General features: G+C 64.2%; 22 protein-coding genes. 16 read left to right on the forward strand and 6 right to left on the reverse strand.

Annotated elements, in window-relative coordinates:
* The first annotated feature begins 24 nt into the window (after window positions 1-24).
* The 3 genes from AC1DVW_RS25975 (at window position 25) to AC1DVW_RS25985 (ending at window position 2,762) form a co-directional block, all read left to right on the forward strand.
* Complete coding sequence (locus AC1DVW_RS25975) at window positions 25-612, forward strand: nicotinate-nucleotide adenylyltransferase (protein WP_477326986.1); 588 nt, start codon at window positions 25-27, stop codon at window positions 610-612.
* Between the two features lie 13 nt (window positions 613-625).
* A complete protein-coding gene (locus tag AC1DVW_RS25980) occupies window positions 626-1,396 on the forward strand; it encodes a glycosyltransferase family 32 protein (RefSeq protein WP_477326920.1) in 771 nt (256 codons plus the stop codon).
* Window positions 1,397-1,472: 76 nt separating this feature from the next.
* The gene (locus tag AC1DVW_RS25985) at window positions 1,473-2,762 is read left to right on the forward strand and encodes an MFS transporter (RefSeq protein WP_477326922.1); all 1,290 of its coding nucleotides are present in this window, start codon (window positions 1,473-1,475) and stop codon (window positions 2,760-2,762) included.
* Between the two features lie 2 nt (window positions 2,763-2,764).
* On the opposite strand, the gene AC1DVW_RS25990 is transcribed toward AC1DVW_RS25985, so the two are convergent.
* Complete coding sequence (locus tag AC1DVW_RS25990; RefSeq protein WP_477326924.1) at window positions 2,765-3,622, reverse strand: mechanosensitive ion channel family protein; 858 nt, start codon at window positions 3,620-3,622, stop codon at window positions 2,765-2,767.
* A 242-nt stretch (window positions 3,623-3,864) separates the two neighbouring features.
* Here AC1DVW_RS25990 and rsfS point away from each other — a divergent pair, with 242 nt between their 5' ends.
* From rsfS to AC1DVW_RS26030, 8 genes are all read left to right on the forward strand, one after another.
* The gene (rsfS, locus tag AC1DVW_RS25995; protein WP_477246006.1) at window positions 3,865-4,242 is read left to right on the forward strand and encodes a ribosome silencing factor; all 378 of its coding nucleotides are present in this window, start codon (window positions 3,865-3,867) and stop codon (window positions 4,240-4,242) included.
* Between the two features lie 34 nt (window positions 4,243-4,276).
* On the forward strand, window positions 4,277-4,759 hold the full coding sequence (rlmH, locus tag AC1DVW_RS26000; RefSeq protein ID WP_477326926.1) for a 23S rRNA (pseudouridine(1915)-N(3))-methyltransferase RlmH: 483 nt from the start codon (window positions 4,277-4,279) through the stop codon (window positions 4,757-4,759).
* A gap of 127 nt (window positions 4,760-4,886) precedes the next feature.
* Window positions 4,887-6,230, forward strand: coding sequence for a murein hydrolase activator EnvC family protein (locus tag AC1DVW_RS26005; RefSeq protein WP_477326928.1), 1,344 nt, complete (start codon window positions 4,887-4,889; stop codon window positions 6,228-6,230).
* Between the two features lies 1 nt (window position 6,231).
* Complete coding sequence (locus tag AC1DVW_RS26010; protein WP_477326988.1) at window positions 6,232-7,557, forward strand: S41 family peptidase; 1,326 nt, start codon at window positions 6,232-6,234, stop codon at window positions 7,555-7,557.
* 99 nt (window positions 7,558-7,656) lie between these two features.
* Complete coding sequence (locus AC1DVW_RS26015; RefSeq protein WP_477326930.1) at window positions 7,657-8,832, forward strand: divergent polysaccharide deacetylase family protein; 1,176 nt, start codon at window positions 7,657-7,659, stop codon at window positions 8,830-8,832.
* 156 nt (window positions 8,833-8,988) lie between these two features.
* Window positions 8,989-9,510 carry an RNA pyrophosphohydrolase gene (locus AC1DVW_RS26020; protein WP_477326932.1) on the forward strand — a complete coding sequence of 174 codons (522 nt, stop codon included), beginning with the start codon at window positions 8,989-8,991 and terminating at the stop codon, window positions 9,508-9,510.
* Window positions 9,511-9,595: 85 nt separating this feature from the next.
* A complete protein-coding gene (gene alr, locus AC1DVW_RS26025) occupies window positions 9,596-10,747 on the forward strand; it encodes an alanine racemase (protein WP_477326934.1) in 1,152 nt (383 codons plus the stop codon).
* 105 nt (window positions 10,748-10,852) lie between these two features.
* Window positions 10,853-12,109, forward strand: coding sequence for a D-amino acid dehydrogenase (locus AC1DVW_RS26030; protein ID WP_477326936.1), 1,257 nt, complete (start codon window positions 10,853-10,855; stop codon window positions 12,107-12,109).
* Window positions 12,110-12,397: 288 nt separating this feature from the next.
* On the opposite strand, the gene AC1DVW_RS26035 is transcribed toward AC1DVW_RS26030, so the two are convergent.
* From AC1DVW_RS26035 to AC1DVW_RS26045, 3 genes are all read right to left on the reverse strand, one after another.
* Window positions 12,398-14,536, reverse strand: a complete 2,139-nt coding sequence (locus AC1DVW_RS26035) for a phospholipase D-like domain-containing protein (protein ID WP_477326938.1) — start codon at window positions 14,534-14,536, stop codon at window positions 12,398-12,400.
* Window positions 14,537-14,550: 14 nt separating this feature from the next.
* The gene (locus tag AC1DVW_RS26040; protein ID WP_477246020.1) at window positions 14,551-14,991 is read right to left on the reverse strand and encodes a hypothetical protein; all 441 of its coding nucleotides are present in this window, start codon (window positions 14,989-14,991) and stop codon (window positions 14,551-14,553) included.
* A 158-nt stretch (window positions 14,992-15,149) separates the two neighbouring features.
* Window positions 15,150-16,031, reverse strand: a complete 882-nt coding sequence (locus AC1DVW_RS26045) for a LysR family transcriptional regulator (RefSeq protein ID WP_477326940.1) — start codon at window positions 16,029-16,031, stop codon at window positions 15,150-15,152.
* Window positions 16,032-16,229: 198 nt separating this feature from the next.
* Between AC1DVW_RS26045 and AC1DVW_RS26050 the strand changes: the two genes are divergently transcribed.
* Both AC1DVW_RS26050 and AC1DVW_RS26055 read left to right on the forward strand, forming a co-directional pair.
* Complete coding sequence (locus tag AC1DVW_RS26050) at window positions 16,230-17,726, forward strand: CoA-acylating methylmalonate-semialdehyde dehydrogenase (protein WP_477326942.1); 1,497 nt, start codon at window positions 16,230-16,232, stop codon at window positions 17,724-17,726.
* A gap of 315 nt (window positions 17,727-18,041) precedes the next feature.
* Window positions 18,042-18,359, forward strand: a complete 318-nt coding sequence (locus tag AC1DVW_RS26055) for a hypothetical protein (RefSeq protein WP_477326944.1) — start codon at window positions 18,042-18,044, stop codon at window positions 18,357-18,359.
* Window positions 18,360-18,368: 9 nt separating this feature from the next.
* On the opposite strand, the gene AC1DVW_RS26060 is transcribed toward AC1DVW_RS26055, so the two are convergent.
* Window positions 18,369-19,022, reverse strand: a complete 654-nt coding sequence (locus AC1DVW_RS26060; RefSeq protein ID WP_477326990.1) for a GntR family transcriptional regulator — start codon at window positions 19,020-19,022, stop codon at window positions 18,369-18,371.
* A gap of 108 nt (window positions 19,023-19,130) precedes the next feature.
* Between AC1DVW_RS26060 and AC1DVW_RS26065 the strand changes: the two genes are divergently transcribed.
* The 3 genes from AC1DVW_RS26065 to AC1DVW_RS26075 all read left to right on the forward strand — a co-directional run bounded on the left by AC1DVW_RS26065 (window position 19,131) and on the right by AC1DVW_RS26075 (window position 22,422).
* Window positions 19,131-20,024 carry a dihydrodipicolinate synthase family protein gene (locus AC1DVW_RS26065; protein WP_477326946.1) on the forward strand — a complete coding sequence of 298 codons (894 nt, stop codon included), beginning with the start codon at window positions 19,131-19,133 and terminating at the stop codon, window positions 20,022-20,024.
* 63 nt (window positions 20,025-20,087) lie between these two features.
* On the forward strand, window positions 20,088-21,407 hold the full coding sequence (locus AC1DVW_RS26070) for an NAD(P)/FAD-dependent oxidoreductase (RefSeq protein WP_477326948.1): 1,320 nt from the start codon (window positions 20,088-20,090) through the stop codon (window positions 21,405-21,407).
* 16 nt (window positions 21,408-21,423) lie between these two features.
* Window positions 21,424-22,422 carry a 4-hydroxyproline epimerase gene (locus AC1DVW_RS26075; RefSeq protein ID WP_477326950.1) on the forward strand — a complete coding sequence of 333 codons (999 nt, stop codon included), beginning with the start codon at window positions 21,424-21,426 and terminating at the stop codon, window positions 22,420-22,422.
* Here the strand turns inward: AC1DVW_RS26075 and AC1DVW_RS26080 are convergent.
* Window positions 22,415-23,332, reverse strand: a complete 918-nt coding sequence (locus AC1DVW_RS26080) for a LysR substrate-binding domain-containing protein (RefSeq protein ID WP_477326952.1) — start codon at window positions 23,330-23,332, stop codon at window positions 22,415-22,417. The genes AC1DVW_RS26075 and AC1DVW_RS26080 overlap by 8 nt on opposite strands.
* Window positions 23,333-23,388 lie beyond the last annotated feature (56 nt).

Raw genomic sequence — 23,388 nt, forward strand, 5'->3', positions numbered from 1 at the left:
GGCGTCGGGTATCGGCATCTGAAGATGCCGCATGCCGAAAAGGGCCTGGCTGTCGGGCTGTTCGGCGGCTCGTTCAATCCGCCGCATGCCGGCCATGCGCTGGTTGCCGAGATTGCCTTGAGGCGTCTGGCGCTTGACCAGCTGTGGTGGATGGTGACGCCCGGCAATCCGCTGAAGAGCGCGCGCGAGCTGGCGCCGCTCAGCGACCGGCTGCTGCAGTCGGAGCAGATTACCAAGAACCCGAAGATCAAGGTCACCGCCTTCGAGGCCGCCCACCATATCCGCTTCACCGCCGACACGCTGGCGCTGGTCAAGGCGCGCAACCCCGGCGTCGATTTCGTCTGGATCATGGGTGCCGATAGTTTGCGCGATTTCCACCGCTGGCAGCGCTGGCGGCAGATCGTCATGACCTTTCCGATCGCGGTGATCGACCGTCCGGGGGCAACGCTGTCGTTCCTGTCGTCGGTCGTCGCCAAGACCTTCGACTACGCCCGCGTCGACGAAGGTGACGCGCCGCGGCTCGCCCGCATGAAGGCGCCGGCCTGGACCTTTATCCATGGCCCGCGGTCATCGCTGTCGTCGAGCGCGATCCGCAATATGGCAAAGCTGTGATCGGTTCGGGGCCATGATCGATCAGGACCCGCCTGCGGTTCATGCCGTCTGGATCGGCGGGCCGCTCGGGTCGATGCATGTCGCCTGCCTGAAATCCTTCGTCAGGATTGGCCACCGGACGGTGCTGCATGTCTATGACGACCCGACGGATGCACCGGCGGGCGTCGAACTCGCGGATGCGTCAAAGATCCTGCCGCGCGAGCGCATCATCGTCCACAGGAACGGCAGCTATGCGCTGTTTGCCGACATTTTTCGCTACAAGCTGCTTGCCAGCGGGGCCGAGATCTATGTCGACTGCGACATGTATTGCGTGCGGCCTTTGCCGCGCCGTCCCTACATGTTCGGCTGGGAGAGCCAGACCCGCATCAACAATGCGGTGCTGAGCCTGCCTGTCGGTTCGCCGATCTTGCGCGATCTCGCCGAGATGGTGGATCATCCCGAGCGGCTTCCGGAATGGTTTTCATGGACCAAGCGCTTGCGCTTCGGCGCCCGGCGGGCGTTCGGACTGATGAAGGGGTTCGAGAATCTGCCGCATGCCTCGCTTGGACCGCCTTTGCTGACCCATCTGGTGCGCAAGCGCGGCCTCTTGGCCGAAGCCTCGCCGCTGGATGTTTTCTACACCAACATCGAGGGACAGGGCACCCTGCTCGATCCGCAACGGTCTCTCGTAGACCTGATCAGGCCCGACACTTTGGCCATCCACCTCTGGCATGGGTCGCTGCGCAAACTCTCGCTCGCCGATGTGCCGCCGACCTCGCCGCTGGGCGAAATTCTGGCCATGTGAGGATCCGCGCTGCTGGCCGTCCGGCGATGTCGCTTTTGCAGCGGCTTTTCGCTGTGCGGTGGGCGATGGTGCATGAATGCTGGAGAAGGACCACGCCACAATCGATCCGGAGCAAGGCAAGCCGTCGGCGCCGCTGATCGCCATTGCCAGCGTCGTCGTGTCGATGGCGCTGATCGCCGTCGGCAACGGGCTGATGTTCGCCTATATTCCGGTGCGGCTCGGCGCCGAGGGTTTCGATCCGACCTGGGCCGGGTTGATCATCACCGGGCTTTCGGCGGGAGGTCTCGCCGGCTGCATCCTGACCGGACCGCTGGTCAGAAGGGTCGGCCACGCCCGCGCCTTCATGGTGCTGTCGGCGCTGATCGCGCTCTCCAACGCCGCTGTCGGCGCCGGGACGCATCCCATCGTCTGGATTGCAGCGCGGGCTCTTTATGGCTTCTCGATCTGCGGCCTTTTCATTGTCGCGCAGAGCTGGCTGAACGACGCCGTCGCCAACGCCATACGCGGCAGGGTGATGGCGTTCTTCTACGTCGCCTATGTCGCCGGGCTCGGTGTCGGCTACGCGACGCTGGCGCTGGTTGACATCAATACGGCGGAGGCACCGCTGGTCGGCATCGCCTTCACGGCGTTGTCGATCCTTCCCGTCGGCATGACGCGGCTCGCTCAGCCACCGGCGCCGCGGGCGGCATCGGTAGCGCTGCTTCGGGCTTGGCGGATCTCGCCGGTCGGTGTTGCCGGCATGCTGGCCGTCGGCGGCCTGTCGATGGCGATTGCCGGCTTCGCGCCGATCCATGCCACGGCCAAGGGCTACAGCCAGGCCGATGTGGCGCTGCTGCTGTCGGCCATGCCGGTCGGCACGCTGATCCTGCAAATCCCGCTCGGCTGGATCTCCGACCGCACCGACCGCCGCTATGTGCTGATCGCCGCCTCGGCACTTGCCGCCGGTGCGGGAGCGTTTGCCCTCGGTTTCGATGGCGGCGCGCTGGCCGCATTGATCGTCATCTATATCGTCTGGGACGGCGCCTCGGAATCGATCTACTCGCTGGCCAGCGCGCATGCCGCGGACCGCGCCGGCAAGGACGACATGGTGGCGCTGTCCAGTTCGCTGCTGTTTGCCTGGTCGCTGTCGGGTTTTGTCGTGCCCGGCATCGTGACGGCGCTTTCGGCCGTCTACGGTACGCAGGCCTTCATCTATGTGGCGATCGTCATTGCCGCCGGCTTTTGCCTGTTCGTGCTGTGGCGGGTGGCCACCACGCGGGCGGTTCCCGCCACTGAGACCGGCAGCTTCGCGCCGATGACGGCGCAGGCGCCGCTGCCGGTGGAACTCGCCTTCGCGGGCGAAGAGCCGCGCCGCACGGATAACTAGTCCTATTGCCTTGTGGCCGAGGGTTCTTGATACGGCGCTTCCGGCGGCGGCGCGGGCACCGAAATCCCTTCGGCATCGAAGGATTGCTTGGCGCGTTTGGTGAGATCGATCTGGGTGGCGAAGAAATCGGCTGACGAGGTCCAGTAGCGCAAGGTGATGGCGACGGTGCTGTCACCGACGGTGGCGACAAAGGCTATTGGCGCCGGCTCGCGCTTGGCGCGCCGTTCGGCAGCGGCGGTGGCCAGCATCGTCTTTTGGGCAAGATCGATGTCGTTCCAGGAGCCGATGGTCAGCGTTATGTCGCTGCGGCGAACGCCATTGCGCGTATAATTGCGGACCGGTTGGTTCCAGAGCGTCGAATTGGGCGCAAGCATGTAGACGCCGTCGACGGTCCGCAGCCGGGTGGCGAACAGCCCTATTTCCTCGATGATGCCGGAAATGGCGCCGACTTCGACATATTCGCCGATGCGGAAGGGCCGCAACGCCAGCAACATGATGCCGGCGGCGATGTTCTGCAACGTGCCTTGCAGGGCAAGGCCGATGGCGAGGCCGATGGCGCCGATGGCGGCAATGATCGACGCTGTCTGCACGCCGAACTGGCCAAGCACCATGATGACGACGAGGATCAGGATGGCGTAGCGGACGATCTTCGAGAAGAAGTGGCGCAAGGTTGCGTCGAAGCCATGGATGTGGCCGAGGCCGGCGAAGATCGATCGCTCGGCGAGCCCGGCGATGACGTAGCCGACGACCAGCAGGATTATGGCTCCGACGGCCGAGAAGGAATAGGTAACGATCAGCGTGCTGAGTTGCGCAAGGCCTGCTTGCACCGTGAGAAGGGTGTCCTGGGGGTCGATTGGCATGATTGGGAATCCGTGTTGGTCGGCAAGTCGATAACCCTCGCAAGGCGTCCGGGTTCCCATTTTTGTCGAGGCGCGGAACCGCAATACAGGCTCTGCGTTTGCGATGGCGGAGCCTGCCGTCTTGAAACTGCAACGGAACTCTGCCTATCTAAGTGGTGTCACCTGCTTTGAAGGGTGATTTGGTTGTTCTTGCTGCGAAAGGAAATACACTGAGAACAGCACTGCGGAAGAAGGCCGACATCGTGCCTTCGCCGGCCGGGATCAGCGTAAACGACGCCGTGTCCCGCGCCATCAAGACAGTCCTTGCCAGTCTGGAAGACTCCAAGGCCGAAAACATCGTCTCAATCGACATTCAGGGGAAATCGAGCCTCGGCGACTACATGGTCGTCGCGTCGGGCCGATCGCACCGTCATGTCTCGGCTGTCGCCGACCATCTGCTCAAGGCGCTCAAGGATGCCGGTCTTGGCATGGCGCGCGTCGAGGGACTGGCCGGTGCCGACTGGGTCCTGATCGATTCGGGCGACATCATCGTCCATGTCTTCCGCCCCGAAGTCCGCGACTTCTACAATCTTGAAAAGATGTGGCAGGCGCCGGATCTCGAGGAAGAGACCCTCCACTGAGCAGCTTTTGTTTTAGCTGCTTTTCGAGGCGAGGATGAAGATTGCCGTTCATGCTGTGGGCCGGATGAAAGCCGGCCCCGAGAAGCAACTTGCCGACCGCTATTTCGAGCGTTTCGCCAAGAGCGGCCCGGCCGTGGGGTTCGAATTCTCAGGTGTCGTCGAGATTGCTGAGGGACGCGCCCAGACCGCCAATGAGCGTCGCCGCGAGGAAGGCCAGAAGCTGCAGACGCTCTTGCAGCAAGGCAGTGCGCTGATCCTGCTCGACGAGCGTGGCAAAAACCTGTCATCCGAGGATTTCGCCGGGCGCATCGGCCTGTTGCGCGATGGCGGCCGCAAGGCCCTGGTCATCGCCATTGGCGGCGCCGACGGTCACGATCAGTCGCTGCGCGACCAGGCGGAGTTGATGCTGTCGTTCGGCGCGCTGACCTGGCCGCATCAATTGGTGCGTGTGATGCTGGGCGAGCAGCTTTACAGGGCCGCCACCATTCTTTCCGGGCATCCCTATCACCGCTCGTAATCCTGCGAATTTGCCCGAACCGCCCGGATTTCCGCCCCAATGCGCGGCAAGATTGCGCTGAGCAGGGTGGACCTTTCGAACATGGTTGATTGTTCGTTAACGAAGCCGCGCATAGAGTCGGGCTTCAATGTCTGAAGACTGGAAATCAAGAACGAGCTCCTGGCGCGCGCGCTGCGGCATCGCCGCGGCGGCGGTCGCTTTGTCGCTCGGCGCGGTACAGGCCGAAAACACGCTCGACATGGCGCCGGATCCCGATCAGAGCCGGGCCGAATACGAGCAGATTTCGAAAGAGATCACGCTGTCGTCCGAGCGGCTGGGCAAGCTTGCCGCCGACATTGCTGCGGTCAAGAAGGACCATGCCTCGATCACGGCGGCGCTGATCCAGTCGGCGATGACCGAGCAGAAGCTCGGCCAGGACATCGAGGACATCGGCGCCAAGCTGGAAGGGCTGAAAGCGCAGGAGCAGAAGCTGCGCATTTCGCTGCTGGCGCGGCGTGACGTGCTGGCTGAAGTGCTGGGCGCGCTGCAGCGCATGGGCCTCAACCCGCCGCCGGCAATCCTGGTCAAACCCGAAGACGCGCTGTCGTCGGTGCGCAGCGCCATCCTGCTCGGCGCGGTGGTGCCGGAACTGCGCCAGCAGACCGACAGTCTGCTGGCCGATCTCAAGGAACAGTCGCGGGTGACCGCCTCTATCGAGGCCGAGCGGACCCGGCTGACGGCGGCTGTCAGCGAGCAGGCGGCGGAAAAGAAGCGGCTCTCCATGCTGCTCGAAGCCAAGCAGAAGCTCGAGGCGGACACCTGGACGGCGATGGTGGCCGAAAAGCAGCGATCCCAGGCACTTGCGGCCAAGGCCGGCAGCCTGAAGGAGCTGATCGCCTCGCTTGAGGCCGACAAGAGCCGCAAGGCGGCGGGTGCCGTCAAAGCCGGCGAGCAGAAGGCGGCTGATGCCGACAAGTCAGACGCAGACACAACCGCGTCAACGGAACTGGCGTCGCTGCCGGTGCCGGAAGGCAATCAGCTGACCGCCACGGCGCCGTTTTCGGCGCTCCAGGGGCAGGTCGCGCTGCCGGTCACCGGCAAGATCAAGCGGCGCTTCGGGGCCGACGACGGTAACGGCGCAGTGATGCTTGGCGACATGGTTGCGACACAATCGGGAGCCATCGTCACCGCACCGGCGGACGGAAATGTGCTTTATGCGGGGCCCTTTCGCTCCTATGGTCAACTCTTGATCCTGAACGCAGGTGACGGCTATCATGTCGTTCTGGCGGGGATGAGCAGAATCAGCGTCGCGTCTGGCCAGTCGGTGCTCGCAGGAGAGCCGGTCGGCGCGATGGGAGAGGCCCGGGTGGCAAGCACCTCGGCCTCGAAGAATGGAAATGCCACGCCGGAACTCTATGTCGAGTTCCGCAAGGATGGAAAACCCGTCGATCCGACCCCATGGTGGGCGGACCGTTTTTCTGGAAGGACGTGAAATTATGCGGAAACTGTCGCTTCTGTTTGCCGGTGCGCTGATGGGCGCATCAGCGATGAGCCTGGTCTACGGCGCGTCTGGCTCGACGGCGAACGCTGCGGGCTCCGAAACCTACAAGCAACTGGCGATCTTCGGCGACATTTTCGAGCGTGTGCGGGCGCAGTATGTGACGCCGCCGGATGACAAGTCGCTGGTCGAAAACGCAATCAACGGCATGCTCGCCTCGCTTGATCCGCACTCGTCCTACATGAACGCCGAGCAGGCGCAGGACATGCGCGTGCAGACCAAGGGTGAGTTCGGCGGCCTCGGCATCGAGGTCACCATGGAGAACGACCTGGTCAAGGTGATCACGCCGATCGACGACACACCGGCCGCCAAGGCTGGCGTGCTGGCCGGCGACTATATCGCCAAGATCGACGGCGAAGAGGTTCGCGGCCTGACGCTGAACGACGCGGTCGAGAAGATGCGCGGCCTGGTCAACACGCCGATCAAGCTGACCATCCTGCGCCAGGGCGCCGACAAGCCGATCGAACTGACGGTCGTGCGCGACATCATCAAGGTCAAGGCGGTCAAGTTCCGGGTCGAAAACGACGTCGGCTACATGAAGATCACCTCGTTCACCGAAAAGACCTATGACGACCTCGAGAACGCCATCGACACCATCAAGAAGCAGGTGCCGAACGACAAGCTCAAGGGCTATGTGCTCGATCTCAGGCTCAACCCGGGCGGCCTGCTCGACCAGGCTGTGAGCGTGTCCGACGCCTTCCTCGACCGTGGCGAGATCGTCTCGACCCGCGGCCGCGATCCTAAGGACGTCACCCGCTTCGACGCAAGGCCGGGCGACGACATCGGCGCCAAGCCGCTGATCGTGCTCGTCAATGGCGGCTCGGCCAGTGCCTCGGAAATCGTTGCCGGTGCGCTGCAGGATCTGCGCCGCGCCACCGTGGTCGGCACACAGTCCTTCGGCAAGGGTTCGGTGCAGACCATCATCCCGCTCGGCGAGAACGGTGCGCTGCGTCTGACGACGGCGCTCTACTACACGCCGTCCGGCAAGTCGATCCAGGGCAAGGGCATCACGCCCGACATCAAGGTCGACCAGCCGCTGCCGCCGGAATTGCAGGGCAGGGACCTGACTCGCGGCGAATCGGACCTCAAGGGCCACATCAAGGGCGCCGACGAGAGCGATACCGGTTCGGGCTCGGCTGCCTATGTGCCGCCGGATCCGAAGGACGATCTGCAGCTCATCTATGCCGAGCAGCTGCTGCGCGGCCAGAAGACCGATCCGGCGTTCCCGCCGAATCCGGAGAAGGCTGTGCTCAACCAGTAAGGGTCGACCCGGCCGGGCAAGCAGCTCTGGCCGGTTGATCGAAGCAATGCAATGCTGCCGGGACCGTGAGGTTCCGGCAGTTTGATTCGGGGATGCTGCTTGGCAGACATCGTAAAGGATATCGAACGCCCGCTCGGACAGACCGTCCGGTCGCCGCGCGTGGCCCGCAGCATCAGCAGCGGTGCGGTTGCGGCCACGCTTGCCGTGCTGGCGGTGGTCGGCATCTCCGGCGCGATCGCGCTGCGCGAAAAGCCGTTCCGCAAACCGGAAGCAGCCACTGTGTCGACGCCGAAAGTGACGGCCGCGGCAGAGCCTGCGGCCGCACCGGTCACTGCAACGGCAGCGCCGAAGGCGGACGCGCCGGCCAAGACAGGCGGGCCGCAGATCATCCATGTGCAAACGGAAGAGGGCGACGGTCCGCCCAAGGCGGCCATCGTCATCCACGACCCGTCGACGCTCGGCCAGAACCTGAAGATCGCGCATATTCCCGACAAGGCGCTGATCGAGCCCAGCGACACCGGACCGTTGCCGATCCGTGCCGCCGACGGAAGGCGGCCGTTCGATGTCTATGCGCGACCATGGTCCGGCGCGCGCGGTGCCCGCGTGGCGATCGTCATTGGCGGGCTGGCCGTGTCGCAGACCGGCACGCAGGCGGCGATTGCCAAGCTGCCGGCCGAGGTGACGCTGGCTTTCGCGCCGCAAGGCAACAGCATCGGCCGCTGGATGCAGGCGGCGCGGCAGGGCGGCCATGAGATCGTCCTGCAGGTGCCGTTGGAGCCGTTCGACTATCCCAACGTCAATCCCGGCCGCAACACGCTGACGGTTTCCGCGACGCCGGATGAGAATTTGAAGAGTTTGCGCTGGGCGCTGTCGCGCACGACCAACTATACCGGCGTCATGAACTATATGGGCGCGCGCTTTTCGGCCGACGCGACAGCGATGGGGCCGTTCATGGCCGAGCTCGGCAGACGCGGCCTGGCCTATGTCGACGACGGCTCGTCGGCACGCAGCTTGGCGCCCGACCTGGCGTTGAAGGACGGCGTGCCGTTCGTCGCCGGCGACACGGCGATCGACGCCGTACAGGATCGCGGCGCGATTCTCAAAGCGCTCGACGCGCTGGAAGCCACCGCGCGGGCCAAAGGCTCTGCCGTCGGCATCGGCTCGGCCTTCGACCTGACCGTCGACACGGTTTCGTCCTGGGTGATCGAGGCCAAGAAGCGCGGCATCGAGATCGTGCCGATCTCGGCGGTGGCCATTGACCCGGAAAAAGGCTGACAGCCGTTTTGATAATTCTACTCCGGCGGGCATCTGGCTGCGTTTTCTGCGCTTCCGGTGCTCACGTACTTTAAGTACGCTCCGCTCCGGTTCTCGAAACCGCTCGCCACCTGCCTCGCCGGAGCGAATTCTCAAAACGGCTGGAAATCTGACCCGATGTCGAAGAAGAAACGTGTCGACCCCGAAACGCTGCCCTATCGTCCCTGCGTTGGGCTGATGATCCTCAATGGTGACGGCCTGGTCTGGGTCGGCCATCGCATTGCCGAACCGGACAGCGAATTCGCTGGCACGACGCAGCTCTGGCAGATGCCGCAAGGCGGCATCGACAGGGGCGAGGAGCCTCTGCAGGCGGCGGAGCGCGAACTCTACGAAGAAACCGGCATGCGCTCGGTCTCGCTGCTGGCCGAAGCGCCGCACTGGATCAACTACGACCTGCCGCCCGACCTGGTCGGTATCGCCTTCAAGGGACGCTTTCGCGGTCAAACGCAAAAATGGTTTGCCTTCCGATTTCACGGCGAGGCGAGCGAAATCCAGATCAATCCGCCGCCGGGCGGGCATACGGCCGAGTTCGACAAATGGGCCTGGCGGCCAATGCAGGACCTGCCCGAGCTGATCGTGCCGTTCAAGCGCAAGGTCTATGAGGACGTGGTGGCGGCGTTCCGGCATCTGGTGGCGTAAGGCGGCCAGGAACGGCATCGTCTCCGCATGGTTGCCGCGCCCGCGCGGCGGCCCTATTGATGGGTTGATGCAACAAGGGGCTGGCATGAGCAACGCCGCCGAAGGGTCTTTCCCCGAACCTGTCGACACTGCCGGCGAGCCGGTCAGCGAAGCGGCGGCCGGCGCGATTCTGACCATCGACCTTGGCGCCATCAGGCAAAACTACCGGCGATTGAAGGCGCAACTGGGCAGCGTGCGGTGCGCCGGTGTCGTCAAGGCCGACGGTTATGGTCTGGGTGCGGCACCAGTCGCACGGGCGCTGGCAGAAGAAGGTTGCAGGATCTTCTTCGTCGCGCTTTTGGCCGAGGGTCTGACGCTGCGCAAGGCTCTCGGACCCCAACCAGTGGTCCATGTCCTCAACGGCCTGCCGCCCGGCTCGGAAGCAGAGGCGGTTGCAGCGGACCTTGTTCCCGTCATCAACAGCGCTGGCCAGCTCAAAGCATGGGGTGAAGCCGGCCGACAGGCCGGCAGGAAACTGCCAGCCGCCATCCAGGTCGACAGCGGCATGTCGCGGCTCGGCATGGCACCTGCGGAAGTGGAAGCGATTGCTGCTGATCCGCATGCCTTCGACGGCATCGCCGTTACCCTTGTCATGAGCCATCTCGCTTGCGCCGACGAGCCGGAGCATCCGGCCAACGAGCGGCAATGGCTGGTCTTCGAACGCCTGCGAAAGGTGCTGCCCGAGGCTCCCGCCTCGCTCGCCAATTCCTCCGGCATCTTCCTGGGGTCGGCCTTTCATTTCGACCTCGCCCGCCCGGGGGCGGCGCTCTACGGCATCAATCCAACGCCGGGCGAACCGAACCCGATGCTGCCGGTGGTGCGGCTGCAGGCCAAGGTCGTGCAGACGCGGCGACTCGAAAAGGGAGCCGGCGTCGGCTACGGCCACATTTTTCACGCGACGGGTCCGTTGAGCGCGGCGACAATTTCACTTGGCTATGCCGATGGCTGGCACCGCCGCGCGGCTTCCGCCGCCTGGTTCGAAGGCGTGCGCTTGCCCTTCCTCGGGCGCGTGTCGATGGACTCGATCATCCTCGACATTTCCGCGCTGCCGGCGGGCAAGCTTGCGGAAGGTGACCTCGTCGAACTCCTGGGTCCCTTACAGAGCGTCGACGATGCCGCCGGTCATGCCGGCACCATCGGCTATGAAATCCTGACCAGCCTCGGCTCCCGCTTCCATCGCCGCTACGACAACGGATAGCGGCAGAGCACGCAAGCACTTGGCGGACGCTGCAAAATCCGGCAGACAGAAAGCGACGGTCTGGGCTTCAAGCCCAGGCGAGACGTCGTCGTGGAGAATGGTGCGATGAAGATCCTGGTGTTGGGCGGCGGCGTGATCGGGGTCACCACCGCCTATTTTCTCGCCGAGGCCGGCCACGAAGTGACGGTGATCGATCGCCAGAAAGGTCCGGCGCTGGAAACCAGTTTTGCCAATGCCGGCGAGGTGTCGCCCGGCTACGCCTCGCCCTGGGCGGGACCCGGCATCCCGCTGAAGGCGATCAAGTGGCTGCTGATGAAGCATGGGCCGCTGGTGGTGCGGCCGGCTTTCGATCCGCATATGTGGGTCTGGCTGCTCAAGATGCTGCGCAACTGCACGGCGGAACGCTACGCGGTGAACAAGGCGCGCATGGTGCCGCTCGCCGAATACAGCCGCGACACGCTGAAGGCGCTGCGCGAGACGACCGGCATTGCCTATGATGCGCGGGCCAAGGGAACGCTGCAGCTTTTCCGCGCGCAAAAGCAGCTCGACGGCACGGCCGGCGACATCGAGGTGCTGAAGACCTATGGCGTTCCCTACGAGGTGCTCGACCCCGATGGCTGCATCGCGGCGGAGCCGGCACTGGCGGGCGTGCGCGAAAAGTTCGTCGGTGGCCTCAGGCTGCCGGGTGACGAGACCGGCGATTGCAAGATGTTCACCGACCGTCTGGCGGAGCTGTGCGTGGCGCGCGGCGTCACCTTTGAATACGGCACGACGATCAGACGCGTCGTCAAGAACCGCAACCGCATCACCAACATCGCCACCGACAAGGGCTGGCGGGTAGCCGACGCCTATGTGATGGCGATGGGTAGCTATTCGGCGAAATTCATGCGCCAGCTGAAACGGCCGATCCCGGTCTACCCGGTCAAAGGCTATTCGATCACCGTGCCGATCAAGGATGCGGCCGCCGCGCCCGAATCCACGATCATGGACGAAACCTACAAGGTGGCGATCACCAGGCTTGGCGACCGCATCCGCGTCGGCGGCACGGCGGAAATTTCAGGCTTCGATCTCAGGCTGCACGAATCGCGGCGCCGCACGCTCGAGCACTCGGTCGGCGACCTGTTTCCGGAGGGCGGCGACCTCAAGGCGGCGACGTTCTGGTGCGGGCTGCGGCCGATGACGCCGGACGGACCGCCGCTGATCGGCCGCACGGAGTTCTCCAACCTCTATCTCAACACCGGCCATGGCACGCTCGGCTGGACCATGGCCTGCGGCTCGGCCAAGGTGCTGGCCGACATCATCTCCAGCCGGGTGCCGGACATCAATGTGCGCGAGTTGGGGCCAGAGCGGTATCAGAGTTAGTGCGAGTGTTTGCCGAGCCGATTCACACCAGCAGTTACGGTGGGATTGGCGGAGACCTCCATGAGGTCGTCATCCTGGGGCGGAGCAAGGAGCGAAGCGACGCGGCGCAGACCCCGGGATCCATGCCGTGAGGCTAAGGTGTTGCCACGGTTCAGAATTCTGCTCCGCTGCAGCCTTCGATAGAGGTCACGGAATGGATCCTAGGGTCTCCGCGACGGAGCTTCGCTCCTGCTTCGCCCTAGGATGACGAACGTTTGGCGGCCTTCAATCGGCTGTCGTCGTTATGCTCTAAAACGCTTCCTTCGCCCAGCCTTTGCCGAACAGCAGGCGGTAGGCCCACGGGATCGTCACTTTCGTCGACACCGGGTTGGAATGAGCGACATAGTCGTCGTAGATCGGCTGCATCCTGGCATAGAAGGCGGGATCGAGCACCATCATGCCGTTCTCCGAATCGTGGAAGAAGCTGCGGTTGTTGAGGTTGACCGACGAGATCGTCACCAGCCTTTCGTCGATCATCATGATCTTGGAATGCAGCACGACATCGGGCGCCTTGAATTCGCGGATGTTGATGCGGTCGCCGTATTTCTCGACGAACAGCTTGTTCAGCGCTGTCAGGAACTTGCCGCCGATGTCGCCCTTGAGGTCGATGCGGCCGACGATGTCAATCCTGACCCCACGGGCCAGCGCCCGGTCGAAGGCCAGAGCGAGCTTCGGCGTCAGGTTGAGATAGGGATTGACGATCTCGATACGGTGCTCGGCGGTGTCGATCAGCTCGACGAAATAGGCTTCCAGCGCATGCCCATCCTCGTAAGGCACGGAGATGAAATGTCGCGCTGTGCCTTGCGGACGCTGGCTGCCTGAGCGGACCGGAATGGAGAAGGGCCTGATAATGTTGGTGTCGGCGTCGCGCAGCCACAGCGTCGAAAGATGCGCGGCGAGCGTCTCGACCGTGGCCCGGTCCGATATCTCGATGTCGAAGTCGCTCCAGTTCGAATAGTAATTCAGCGACAGTCCGTCGGTCCGGCCATATTGCTGGAGGTTCGGGTAGCGCGACAGGTCGACAGGCTGGTGGAACAGGAAGCCGTCATGGATGTTGCGGCCGCCGATGATGACGCGGGAGCGGCCCGGATCGTCGCTAAGCGTCGCCAGCATCTTGACGTGGTGGGTCTTGTGGAATTGCGACAGCTGCTCGTCGATCGGCGCGCCGTGGTCTGGCCGCCAGCGGTATTCCTGCAGCTCGACATTGGGGAATTCGGCCGCCAGCCGATGCAGCATGGCGTCGTCCTTGTCGCGCTCCAGCACGTCGGTGACCATGATGCGCACCTTGGTGCCGAGCGCGGCGTGATGGCGGATCAGCCGCTCGATGATGCGGCCGGAAAAGTCCGCCTTGAACTCCAGCGACGACAGATAGATCAGCCTGAGTTTGGGCGCGTGCGAGAAATCGAGCGGCAGTTCGGGATCGCCCTTGTCGAAGGCGCTGTCGGGCAGGGCCGCGCCCATCAGCGCTTCGACCTTGGCGTTGAAGCCCTCGCGCGACTTGCGCAGCAGGCGTGGCTGTCCGATCGGCAGCGCGCAGGTCTGCGACAGCCAGCGGCTGGCGTAGAAAACGCGGTCGAGTTCTTCGAGGCCGGCCGGACCGGGGACCGGACAGCGCTGGTAGCGGCTGTCGAAGGCGGCCAGCGCCGGGTCGGCGATTTCTTCGCGCAGGATGGTGAGCGGCGTGCCGGCCGGCGTAAGACTGGAGCGGATTTGCAGATCGCAGCGGTTCAGGCCGTCGCTTGGAAACAGGCTGACGGCCACACCCTCCCCGGACAGGTGGAAACGAAATGCCGCGCCCCTGGCGATGGTGCGCGAATGGCCGCCGGCACGGAGCGCCAGCGCACCGTCACACGTGCCGCCGATGTCGACGGGTTGCTGCCCCGCCTGGCGCAGCAGGATTTCGACCGAGCGCGCCTGCAGGCCGGAGAAGCTGAAGGTCTTTGGCTGAGATGGCCGGGCGGCGGCGTCGATATAGAGCGTCTGCCGCGACACCCGCCAGCGGCCGTCGAAACGGCCTTCGCCCGCTTGGCCGCTCGCCGGCGGCACCTGCGCGATGGCGACCGGCTTTGCCAATTGTTCCAGCGCCCGATAGGTCGCCTGGAAGTCGCTGTTGGCGATGGCGTGACGATCATGGCCGAAAGGGCCGGTGCCGTTGGCGCGGTCGATGGCGCCGATCTGGTTGTGGGCGAGCAGCGCCAGGAACTGCTTTTCGTAGTCGCTGGTGCCGGCGTCGCCGAAAAACTGGGTGGCCGCGATTTGCGGTTCTGATGCACCCGCCGACAGCGACGGTCTCGAGCAATCCTTTCCGTTGGGGAAGAAATCACAGCCATGGCGAAGTGGTCCGGCGCAACCGGCAAGCGCGGCAAACGCCAGTCCGAACAGGGCCATGCACGCGGCCCGGTTCAACCCGCTGCCTCGTTCAATTCCTTCAACTGGGCGGGATCGCGCGGCGGCATGAAGCCTTGCGGAAAGACCTTGCAGACGGGGAGCGCGAAGGTGGCGATCAAAAGCTCTGCCTTGCTGCGCATCTTTTTTGGCGCCGTCTTGTCATCGCGGATCGCCTTGGCCGAGGCGATGAGGGCGCTGTCGCAATCGCAATGGTTGTGACGGGCGATGTAGCAGGCGTCATGGGTTTGGCAAGCGCTATCGAGACGATCGACCGGCCGAGCCGAGAGGTCGCCGGTGCGGGTGCCGGGGCCGCAGTAATTGCCGAAGACGAAAGGCGAGGGGCGTGCCATAGCCGTGCGGATCGGCTTGGGCAATTCCGCTTCCGGCACCTTCGTCCACGGGTTGGCGCAGGCCGAGACGAAAAGCAGCGGCAGGATGGCAAGAACGGCTCGCATGTCTATCCGCGCCAATTTCCGAAATGTCCCCACCCAGCGCTTTGGCCACGTGATCGAGAACGCCTGCACCTGATGCCACACTGGCCGATTTTGTGGCAAGGGCAAGGCGGCTTGGTTTGCACTACGGACGGTACGTTCGTCCCCGACGCGCCCCGATCCTATACGAATAGCCCGCGTTCCCGCTCCACCGCCTTGGTGATGAAATTGGCAACGATCTGGACGCGGCGCAACGGCCGGACAGATTCGTGATAGACCAGCCAGTAGGCGCGGCGGATGGGCGCGACGATGTCGACCGGCAGCAACTCCGGCATCGAGCGGGCGACGAAGGTGTGCAGGATGCCGATGCCGGCACCGGATCGCACCGCCTCCGCCTGGCCGAGTGCCGAGGAAATGGCAAAACTGGTGCGCCAGTCGGCGCTGAACTCGGCGGCATAGTCGAGCGAGGGGCTGACGATGAGGTCGGGCACGTAGCCGATCAGGTTGTGCTGGCCAAGCTCGGCGGCTGTTCTGGGCAGACCATGCGCCTCGGCATAGGCACGGGAGGCGAACAGGCCGAGCGTGTAATCGACCAGCTTCCCCGCCACCAGTCGGCCTTCCGTCGGCCGCTCGACGGTGATGGCAATGTCGGCCTCGCGCCTGGACAGCGAGAAGGAGCGCGGCACCGGCACCAGCTGGATGGTAAGTTCGCGGTGAAGCGCGGTGAGCTGGCCAAGGTGCTTGGCCAGAAAGGCGACGCCAAAACCGTCCGGCGCGCCGATGCGCACGGTGCCCGAGACATCGTCGCCCTCGCCGGCAACGGTGGAGCGCGCGGCGATCATGTCGCCCTCCATGCGCTCGGCGATGTCGAGAAAGCGCTCGCCGGCCGGCGTCAGTTCGCTGCCGGTGGTAAGCCGGCGAAAGAGTTTCGTGCGCAGTGCATCCTCAAGGGCGGCGATGCGTCGTGAGACGGTGGCGTGGTTGAGCTCCAGCCGCTTGGCCGCGCCAAGGATCTGGCCGGCACGGGCCACGGCGAGGAAGATACGGACGTCATCCCAGTTCATGGGAATGGTCCCGGTGAAAACGGTCAAGGCTCAACGTGTGGTTCCAGCAATCGACGCTGCACCCTATCATTTGCGGCAATTAATGCACAGACACCAACCGATATCTATTTCACGCACAACGGTTGCGTTCTGGCTCGCGTTGCCATCGACCGCGCAAAGGCGTTGAATAATGCCATCACAAACAAAGGGAGAGAAATCATGATCGACTACGGTCATTTCATCGGCGGCAAGCATGTCGCCGGCACCAGCGGCCGCAAGCAGGATGTCATGCAGCCGATGGACGGCACTGTGCGCGGCACGGTGGCGCTGGCTTCGCAGGCGGAACTGCGCGCAGCGGTCATCAATGCCAGGGAAGCCCAGCCCAAATGGGCGGCAACCAACCCGCAGCGGCGCGTGCGCGTCTTGATGAAGTTCCTCGAACTGGTCGCCAAGGAATACGACTCGCTCGCCGAGATCCTGGCGCGCGAGCACGGCAAGACCATCGCCGACGCCAAGGGCGACATCCAGCGCGGCCTCGAAGTGGTCGAAGTCTGCATCGGCGCACCGCATATGATGAAGGGCGAATTCACCGATGGCGCCGGCCCCGGCATCGACGTCTATTCGATGCGTCAGGCGCTCGGCGTCGTTGCCGGCATCACCCCGTTCAATTTCCCGGCCATGATCCCGCTGTGGAAGATCGCGCCGGCCATCGCTTGCGGCAACGCCTTCATCCTGAAGCCTTCCGAGCGTGACCCAGGTGTGCCGATGCGCATCGCCGAACTGTTCATCGAGGCCGGCCTGCCGGCAGGCATCCTCAACGTCGTCAATGGCGACAAGGACGTGGTCGACGCCATCCTCGACGATCCTGATATCAAGGCCATCGGCTTCGTCGGCTCGACGCCGATCGCCCAGTACATCTATTCGCGCGGCACCGCGTCGGGCAAGCGCGTGCAGTGCTTCGGCGGCGCCAAGAACCACATGGTCATCATGCCCGATGCCGACATGGACCAGACCGTCGACGCGCTGATAGGCGCCGGCTACGGCTCGGCCGGCGAGCGCTGCATGGCGATCTCGGTGGCGGTTCCGGTCGGCAACGACACCGCCAACCGGCTGATGGAAAAGCTGATCCCGCGCGTCGAAAGCCTGAAGGTCGGCCCGTCGACGGATTCGTCCGCCGATTTCGGCCCGCTGGTCACGGCGCAAGCGCTGGAGCGGGTCAAGGGTTATGTCGACATCGGTGTCAAGGAAGGCGCCAAGCTGGTCGTCGACGGCCGCGGCTTCTCCATGCAGGGCTATGAAGACGGCTACTATATGGGGGGCTGCCTGTTCGACAACGTGACATCAGACATGCGCATCTACAAGGAAGAGATCTTTGGCCCGGTGCTCTCGGTGGTGCGTGCACCGACCTATGAGAGCGCCATCAAGCTCGCCAACGACCACGAGATGGGCAATGGCGTCGCCATCTTCACCCGTGACGGTGACGCGGCGCGCGACTTTGCAAGCCGTGTCCAGGTCGGCATGGTCGGCGTCAACGTGCCAATCCCGGTGCCGATCGCCTATTACACCTTCGGCGGCTGGAAGGGTTCTTCGTTCGGCGACCTCAACCAGCACGGCCCGGACGCGTTCCGCTTCTACACCAAGACCAAGACGGTGACGTCGCGCTGGCCGTCCGGCGTCAAGGATGGTGCGGAGTTCGTCATTCCGACGATGAACTGAGTTCAGATTTTCACCGAGTTAAGGGCGCGGCTTTTGCCGCGCCTTTTTTGCGCGGCATCCTGTTGCTTGGATCGTGTCATGCGGTGACAAAATCCGGTGCGGTGGCGCCGGTGACGGCAAGGCAATGGTGCTTGTTTTCGGATCGGGACCTCACCATATCGAATCGAGGGAATGAGACAAAATTCCCAGACGACAGACCGGAAACCAGAAGGAGTGACGTGATGAAGACGTCGGACCCGGCCTGGAACGCTCCGGCATATTGAGGCTGCCTATGTGCCTCCCTTTGCCGGAACGTGAAGGCGAAGGAGGTGCCAAATGGCACACAAATTTTCGTTTCGATGGATCAGGATAGCCGCGATCGCCGCCGCGTTGGCGCTGTCGACGCTGCCCGCTCAGGCGCAACTCGTCTGCGGCGGCCACAGTGACGTTATCGCCGGACTGGCGCAGGCCTTTCAACAGCGGCAGATCGGCTACGGTGTTGTCGGGCAAGCGGCCGTTGTCGAAATCTATGTCTCGGCAAGTGGGACATGGACCCTGCTGATAACCGACGTAAACGGCCAAAGCTGTATCCTCGCGATCGGTGAGGGATGGGAGAATACCCTCACCGTGAACGCGATGGCGCACGGGAACTGAGCTGCCTGATCAGCGCGTGGCGGCCGCCTCGGCATGGCCGCGCAGCAGCGCCATCAGGCGCTTGGCGTCTTTGGCGGCGGCCTCTTCGTCGCCGACCAGGATCGAGCGGATCAGCGCGACGTGGTGCTCGGCGGATTCAGCCAGACCCGTATCGGCCTTGTAGCGGAACCAGAAGCGGCGGCTGTGGGTCTGCAAGGGTGCGGCCAGCCGGGCGGCGAACGGATTGTCGGCGGCCAGCGCCAGTGCCTCGTCGAGCGCCTTGTCGGCCTGGATGAAGGCAAGCACGTTGCCGGAGATCACCGCCTTCTGCATGGCAAGCGCCGCATCGTGAAACAGGTCGGCGGCCTCGCGGGTGACGAAGCGGGCGGCCGAGCGGGCCAGCACCACCTCGATGCCGCGCCTGGCGTCGAGAACGCGCAGCCAGTCGCCGGGATGCAGCGGGGCAATGGCAATGCCGGCGCGCGGCCGGACATCGAGCAAGCCCTCCCAGGCCAGACGCTGGATCGCCTCGCGCACCGGCGTGCGCCCGAGCTTCAGCCGCTCGATCAACGCGCCTTCGGTGACGAAGCTGGCGGGCGCCAGCTCGAGCGTCACGATCATGTGCTCGAGCACGCGGTAGGCTTTCGCTGCCACCGGCTCGGAGCTTTGGCTTTCGTCGACCAATGCCAAGGGTCATCTCCTGATATATTTTGGATATATCACAACGGAATCCGCATTGACAGCGGCTTTCGCTTGAAATATATCACTGATATATCAGATGGAGAGATGACCATGTGGACCGGAGTTTTCCCCGCCGTCACGACCAAATTCACCGAGGACGACCGCCTCGACCATGCCGAGATGGAGCGCTGCTTTGCGCTGCAGATGGAGGCCGGCTGCGACGGCATCATCGTCTGCGGCTCGCTCGGCGAAGGGCCGATGCTGTCGCCTGACGAGAAGATCGAAGTGCTGAAGACTGCGCAGAAGATCGCCGGTAAGAAGCCGGTGCTGCTCACCGTCAACGAGGCCGGCACCCGCGAGGCCGCAAGCATCGCACGCCGCGCCGCGAAAGAGGGCGCCAACGGGTTGATGGTGGTGCCGAGCCCGATCTACCACACCAATGAGGAAGAGACGGTCGCAGCACTGCGCGCCGTCGCTCAGGCCGGCGATCTGCCGGTGATGATCTACTCCAACCGGCTTGCCTACCGCGTCGACGTCACCGTCGACCAGATGGAGGAGCTGGCGTCGGACAAGCGTTTTGTCGCCATCAAGGAATCCTCCGACGACATCCGCCGCTCGACCGAGATCATCAACCGCTTCGGCGACCGCTACGATCTGTTCACCGGCGTCGACAATCTGGCGTTCGAGGCGCTGTCGGTCGGCGCCATCGGCTGGGTGGCCGGGCTGGTCGTGGCGTTCCCGCGCGAGACGGTCGCCATCTACCAGCTGATGAAGCAGGGCCGCCGCGAGGAGGCATTGAGCATCTACCGCTGGTTCCGGCCGCTGCTCGACCTCGACGTGTCGACCTATCTGGTGCAGAACATCAAGCTCGCCGAAGTTTTTGCGATTCAAACCAACGACCGGGTGCGCATGCCGCGCCAGCCGCTTTCGGGCGAACGCCGCAAGGCGGTCGAGAAGATCGTCAAAGACGCGTTGGCGGTGCGGCCGAATCTGCCGCAGTTTTGATGGCTCTCTTCTCCCCGTTCACGGGGAGAAGATGGCGGCAGCCAGATGAGGGGCAGCGCCCACGTGCAAGGAAATTCCAAATCGGCAGAAGCGGGGCGCCGCCCCTCATCCGCCCTTCGGGCACCTTCTCCCCGTGAACGGGGAGAAGGTGAAGATATCGCCATAGTTGGTGGCGGCATCATCGGCATCTGCGCCGCTGCCTTTCTGACTGAGGCAGGGCGCAACGTCACGATCTTCGACCGGACGGGCATTTGCGAAGAGACGAGCTCCGGCAATGCCGCTGCCTTTGCCTTTTCCGACGTGCTGCCGCTCGCCCACAAGGGCATGATCAGGCAACTGCCGAAATGGCTTGCCGACCCGCTCGGGCCGCTCAGCATTCCGCCCGCCTATCTGCCAAAACTCCTGCCCTGGCTGTTCCGCTTCTGGCGTGCCGGGCGCAGTGATCGCTATGAGGGCAGCATCGCGGCACAAGTCGCGATGATGCGGCTCGCCGAAGCCGAATGGGCCGGGCTGATGGCGCGCTCCGGTACCGGAGACATGCTGCACGAGGACGGCTCGCTCGAACTCTATGAGAGCGAAGCCGAGTTCAAGGCATCGCTGCCCGGCTGGGCGGCCAAGCAGCGTTTCGGCATCGGCTTTCGCCATGTCGATGGCGAAGAGCTGGCGCGGCTGCAGCCAGGTCTGTCACCGCGCTTCATCAAGGCCACGTTCGTGCCGGGATGGAAGACCGTCGCCGACCCGAAATTGCTCGGCAAAGCCATCTGGGCCTATGCGCAGAGCAAGGGCGCGCGTTTTGAAAAGGTTCGGATCGAACGTATCGATGCGGCTCAGGACGGCGCGACGCTGACGCTGGCCGATGGCACGACGCGGCAGGCAAAACACCTCGTCATCGCCGCCGGCGCCTGGTCGCATCTGCTGGCCAAAAATCTCGGCGACCGCATCCCGCTCGAAACCGAACGCGGTTACAACACGACGCTGCCGAAGACCGCCTTCGATGTGAAGCGGCAGCTGATCTTCTCCGGCCATGGCTTCGTCATCACGCCGCTCGATACCGGCCTGCGCGTCGGCGGCGCGGTCGAGCTCGGCGGCATCGAGCGGCCACCCAACTATGCCCGCTCGAAGGCGCTGCTGGGAAAGGCGAAAGCCTTCCTGCCGGGGCTCGATCCCTCAGGCGGCCGCGAATGGATGGGGTTTCGTCCCTCGCTGCCGGATTCGCTACCGGTCATCGGCGGTGCTCGGAACAGCCCGTCTGTCGTCTATGCCTTCGGCCACGGCCATCTCGGCCTGACTCAGTCGGCGGCTACCGGCCGCTTGATCCGCGATCTCGTTCTCGGGCAGACTCCGCCGATCGATCTCGCCCCTTTCAGTCCACAGCGGTTTTGAGTTTCCAGGAGACGTCATGGCCAAGCAATCCTTCTTCTGCATCGACGGCCACACTTGCGGCAATCCCGTGCGGCTGGTCGCCGGCGGCGGGCCGCTGCTCCAGGGTTCGACGATGATGGAGCGGCGCGCGCATTTTCTCGCCGAATATGACTGGATCCGCACCGGGCTGATGTTCGAGCCGCGCGGCCATGACGTGATGTCGGGCTCGATCCTCTATCCGCCGACACGCGAGGATTGCGACATCGCCATCCTGTTCATCGAGACGTCGGGCTGCCTGCCGATGTGCGGCCATGGCACCATCGGCACGGTGACGATGGCCATTGAGCATGGGCTGATCAAGCCGAAGACGCCGGGTATGCTGAGGCTCGACACGCCGGCCGGCCTGGTCACCGCCGAATACAAACAGGTCGGCGAGTATGTCGAGGAGGTGCGCATCACCAATGTGCCGTCTTTCCTCTATGCCGAGTTGACGGTCGAATGCCCTGGGCTCGGCGAGATCAGCGTCGATGTCGCCTATGGCGGCAATTTCTACGCCATCGTCGAGCCGCAGAAGAATTATCGTGACATGGCCGACCATTCGGCCGGCGATCTCATCGCCTGGAGCCCGGTGGTGCGGCAGCGGCTCAACGAGAAGTACACATTCGAGCATCCGGAGAATCCGGGAATCAACCGACTGTCGCACATGCTTTGGACCGGCAAGCCGACAGTGGCGGGCGCGGATGCGCGCAACGCCGTCTTCTACGGCGACAAGGCGATCGACCGCTCCCCGTGCGGCACCGGCACCTCGGCCCGGATGGCGCAGCTTCATGCCAAGGGCAAGCTTAAGGCGGGCGACGACTTCGTCCACGAATCGATCATCGGCTCGCTGTTCAAGGGCAGGGTCGAGAAAGAGGTCAGCGTTGCCGGCAAGCCGGCGATCATTCCCTCGATCGGCGGCTGGGCGCGAATGACCGGGCTGAACACCATCTTCATCGACGACCGCGATCCGTTCGCGCATGGCTTCGTCGTCAAGTGACGTCGACGTGTCCGGCCTGAGAGCCGCCTGCTTCCTCGTCAGCCGAAACCTCTTGACGAAACCAGTCGGCGAATTTGAACGCTGCCGGTGAGGCTTGCGCCAGCATGGTCAGGAAGTAGCCCTTGTCGCGGTTGGTCGCGATCTCCGACAGGACGATCAGGTCGCCGCGCTTCAGCTCATCGCGAAAAACTTCGACGGGGCAGAGCGCCACGCCGTGGCCGGCGATGACCGCCGTCGCAAGAATGTTGAAGTCGGCGAAAACCGGCCCGTTGCCGACATCGACGCCGGGCAGTCCGCTTTCAGAAAACCATTCGCGCCAGCCATCGCGGGTCTCGTCGTGCAGCAGGTCGGCGCCGGCAATACCGGCCGGCGTGCGCAGACGATCCCTGCCCGCGAGATAATGCGGGCTGCACACCGGCCGGTTGAGGCGGGAAAACAGCTTGAGGCTGGTAACGTCGGGAGAGGGATCGGCGCCGAGTGTGATCAGCACGTCGTTCTGACCGTCGATGAACCTCTCATCGGCCTTGGCATAGGCGACCCGCATGCCGATGCCGGGGTGACGGGCGGCAAAGTCGGACAGACGCGGCACGAGCCAGCGGCTGGCGATGGAAGGGATGCAGCCGACGGACAAGGTTTCCTGGCCGGCATTGCGGCGAATGCGGCGGCAAGTGGCGTCGAGTTCGGCAAGCGCGCCACTGGCCGAGGTCTGCAGGATCACCCCGGCTTCGGTCAGCCGCACCTTGCGGGCATCCCGGTGAAACAGTGAGACGCCCAGCCATTCCTCCAGCCGCCGGATCTGGTGACTGATGGCCGGGTGGGTGACGTGAAGCTCTTCGCCGGCAGCCGAAAAGCTCAAATGGCGGGCCGCCGCCTCGAAAGCGCGCACGGCATTCAACGGGATGTAGTCCATCTGTCAAATTTACTAACATATCAGGTGAGAAGCAATCATTTGAAAGCGCCCCTCAG

Source organism: Mesorhizobium sp. P3_B5 (assembly GCF_056402815.1).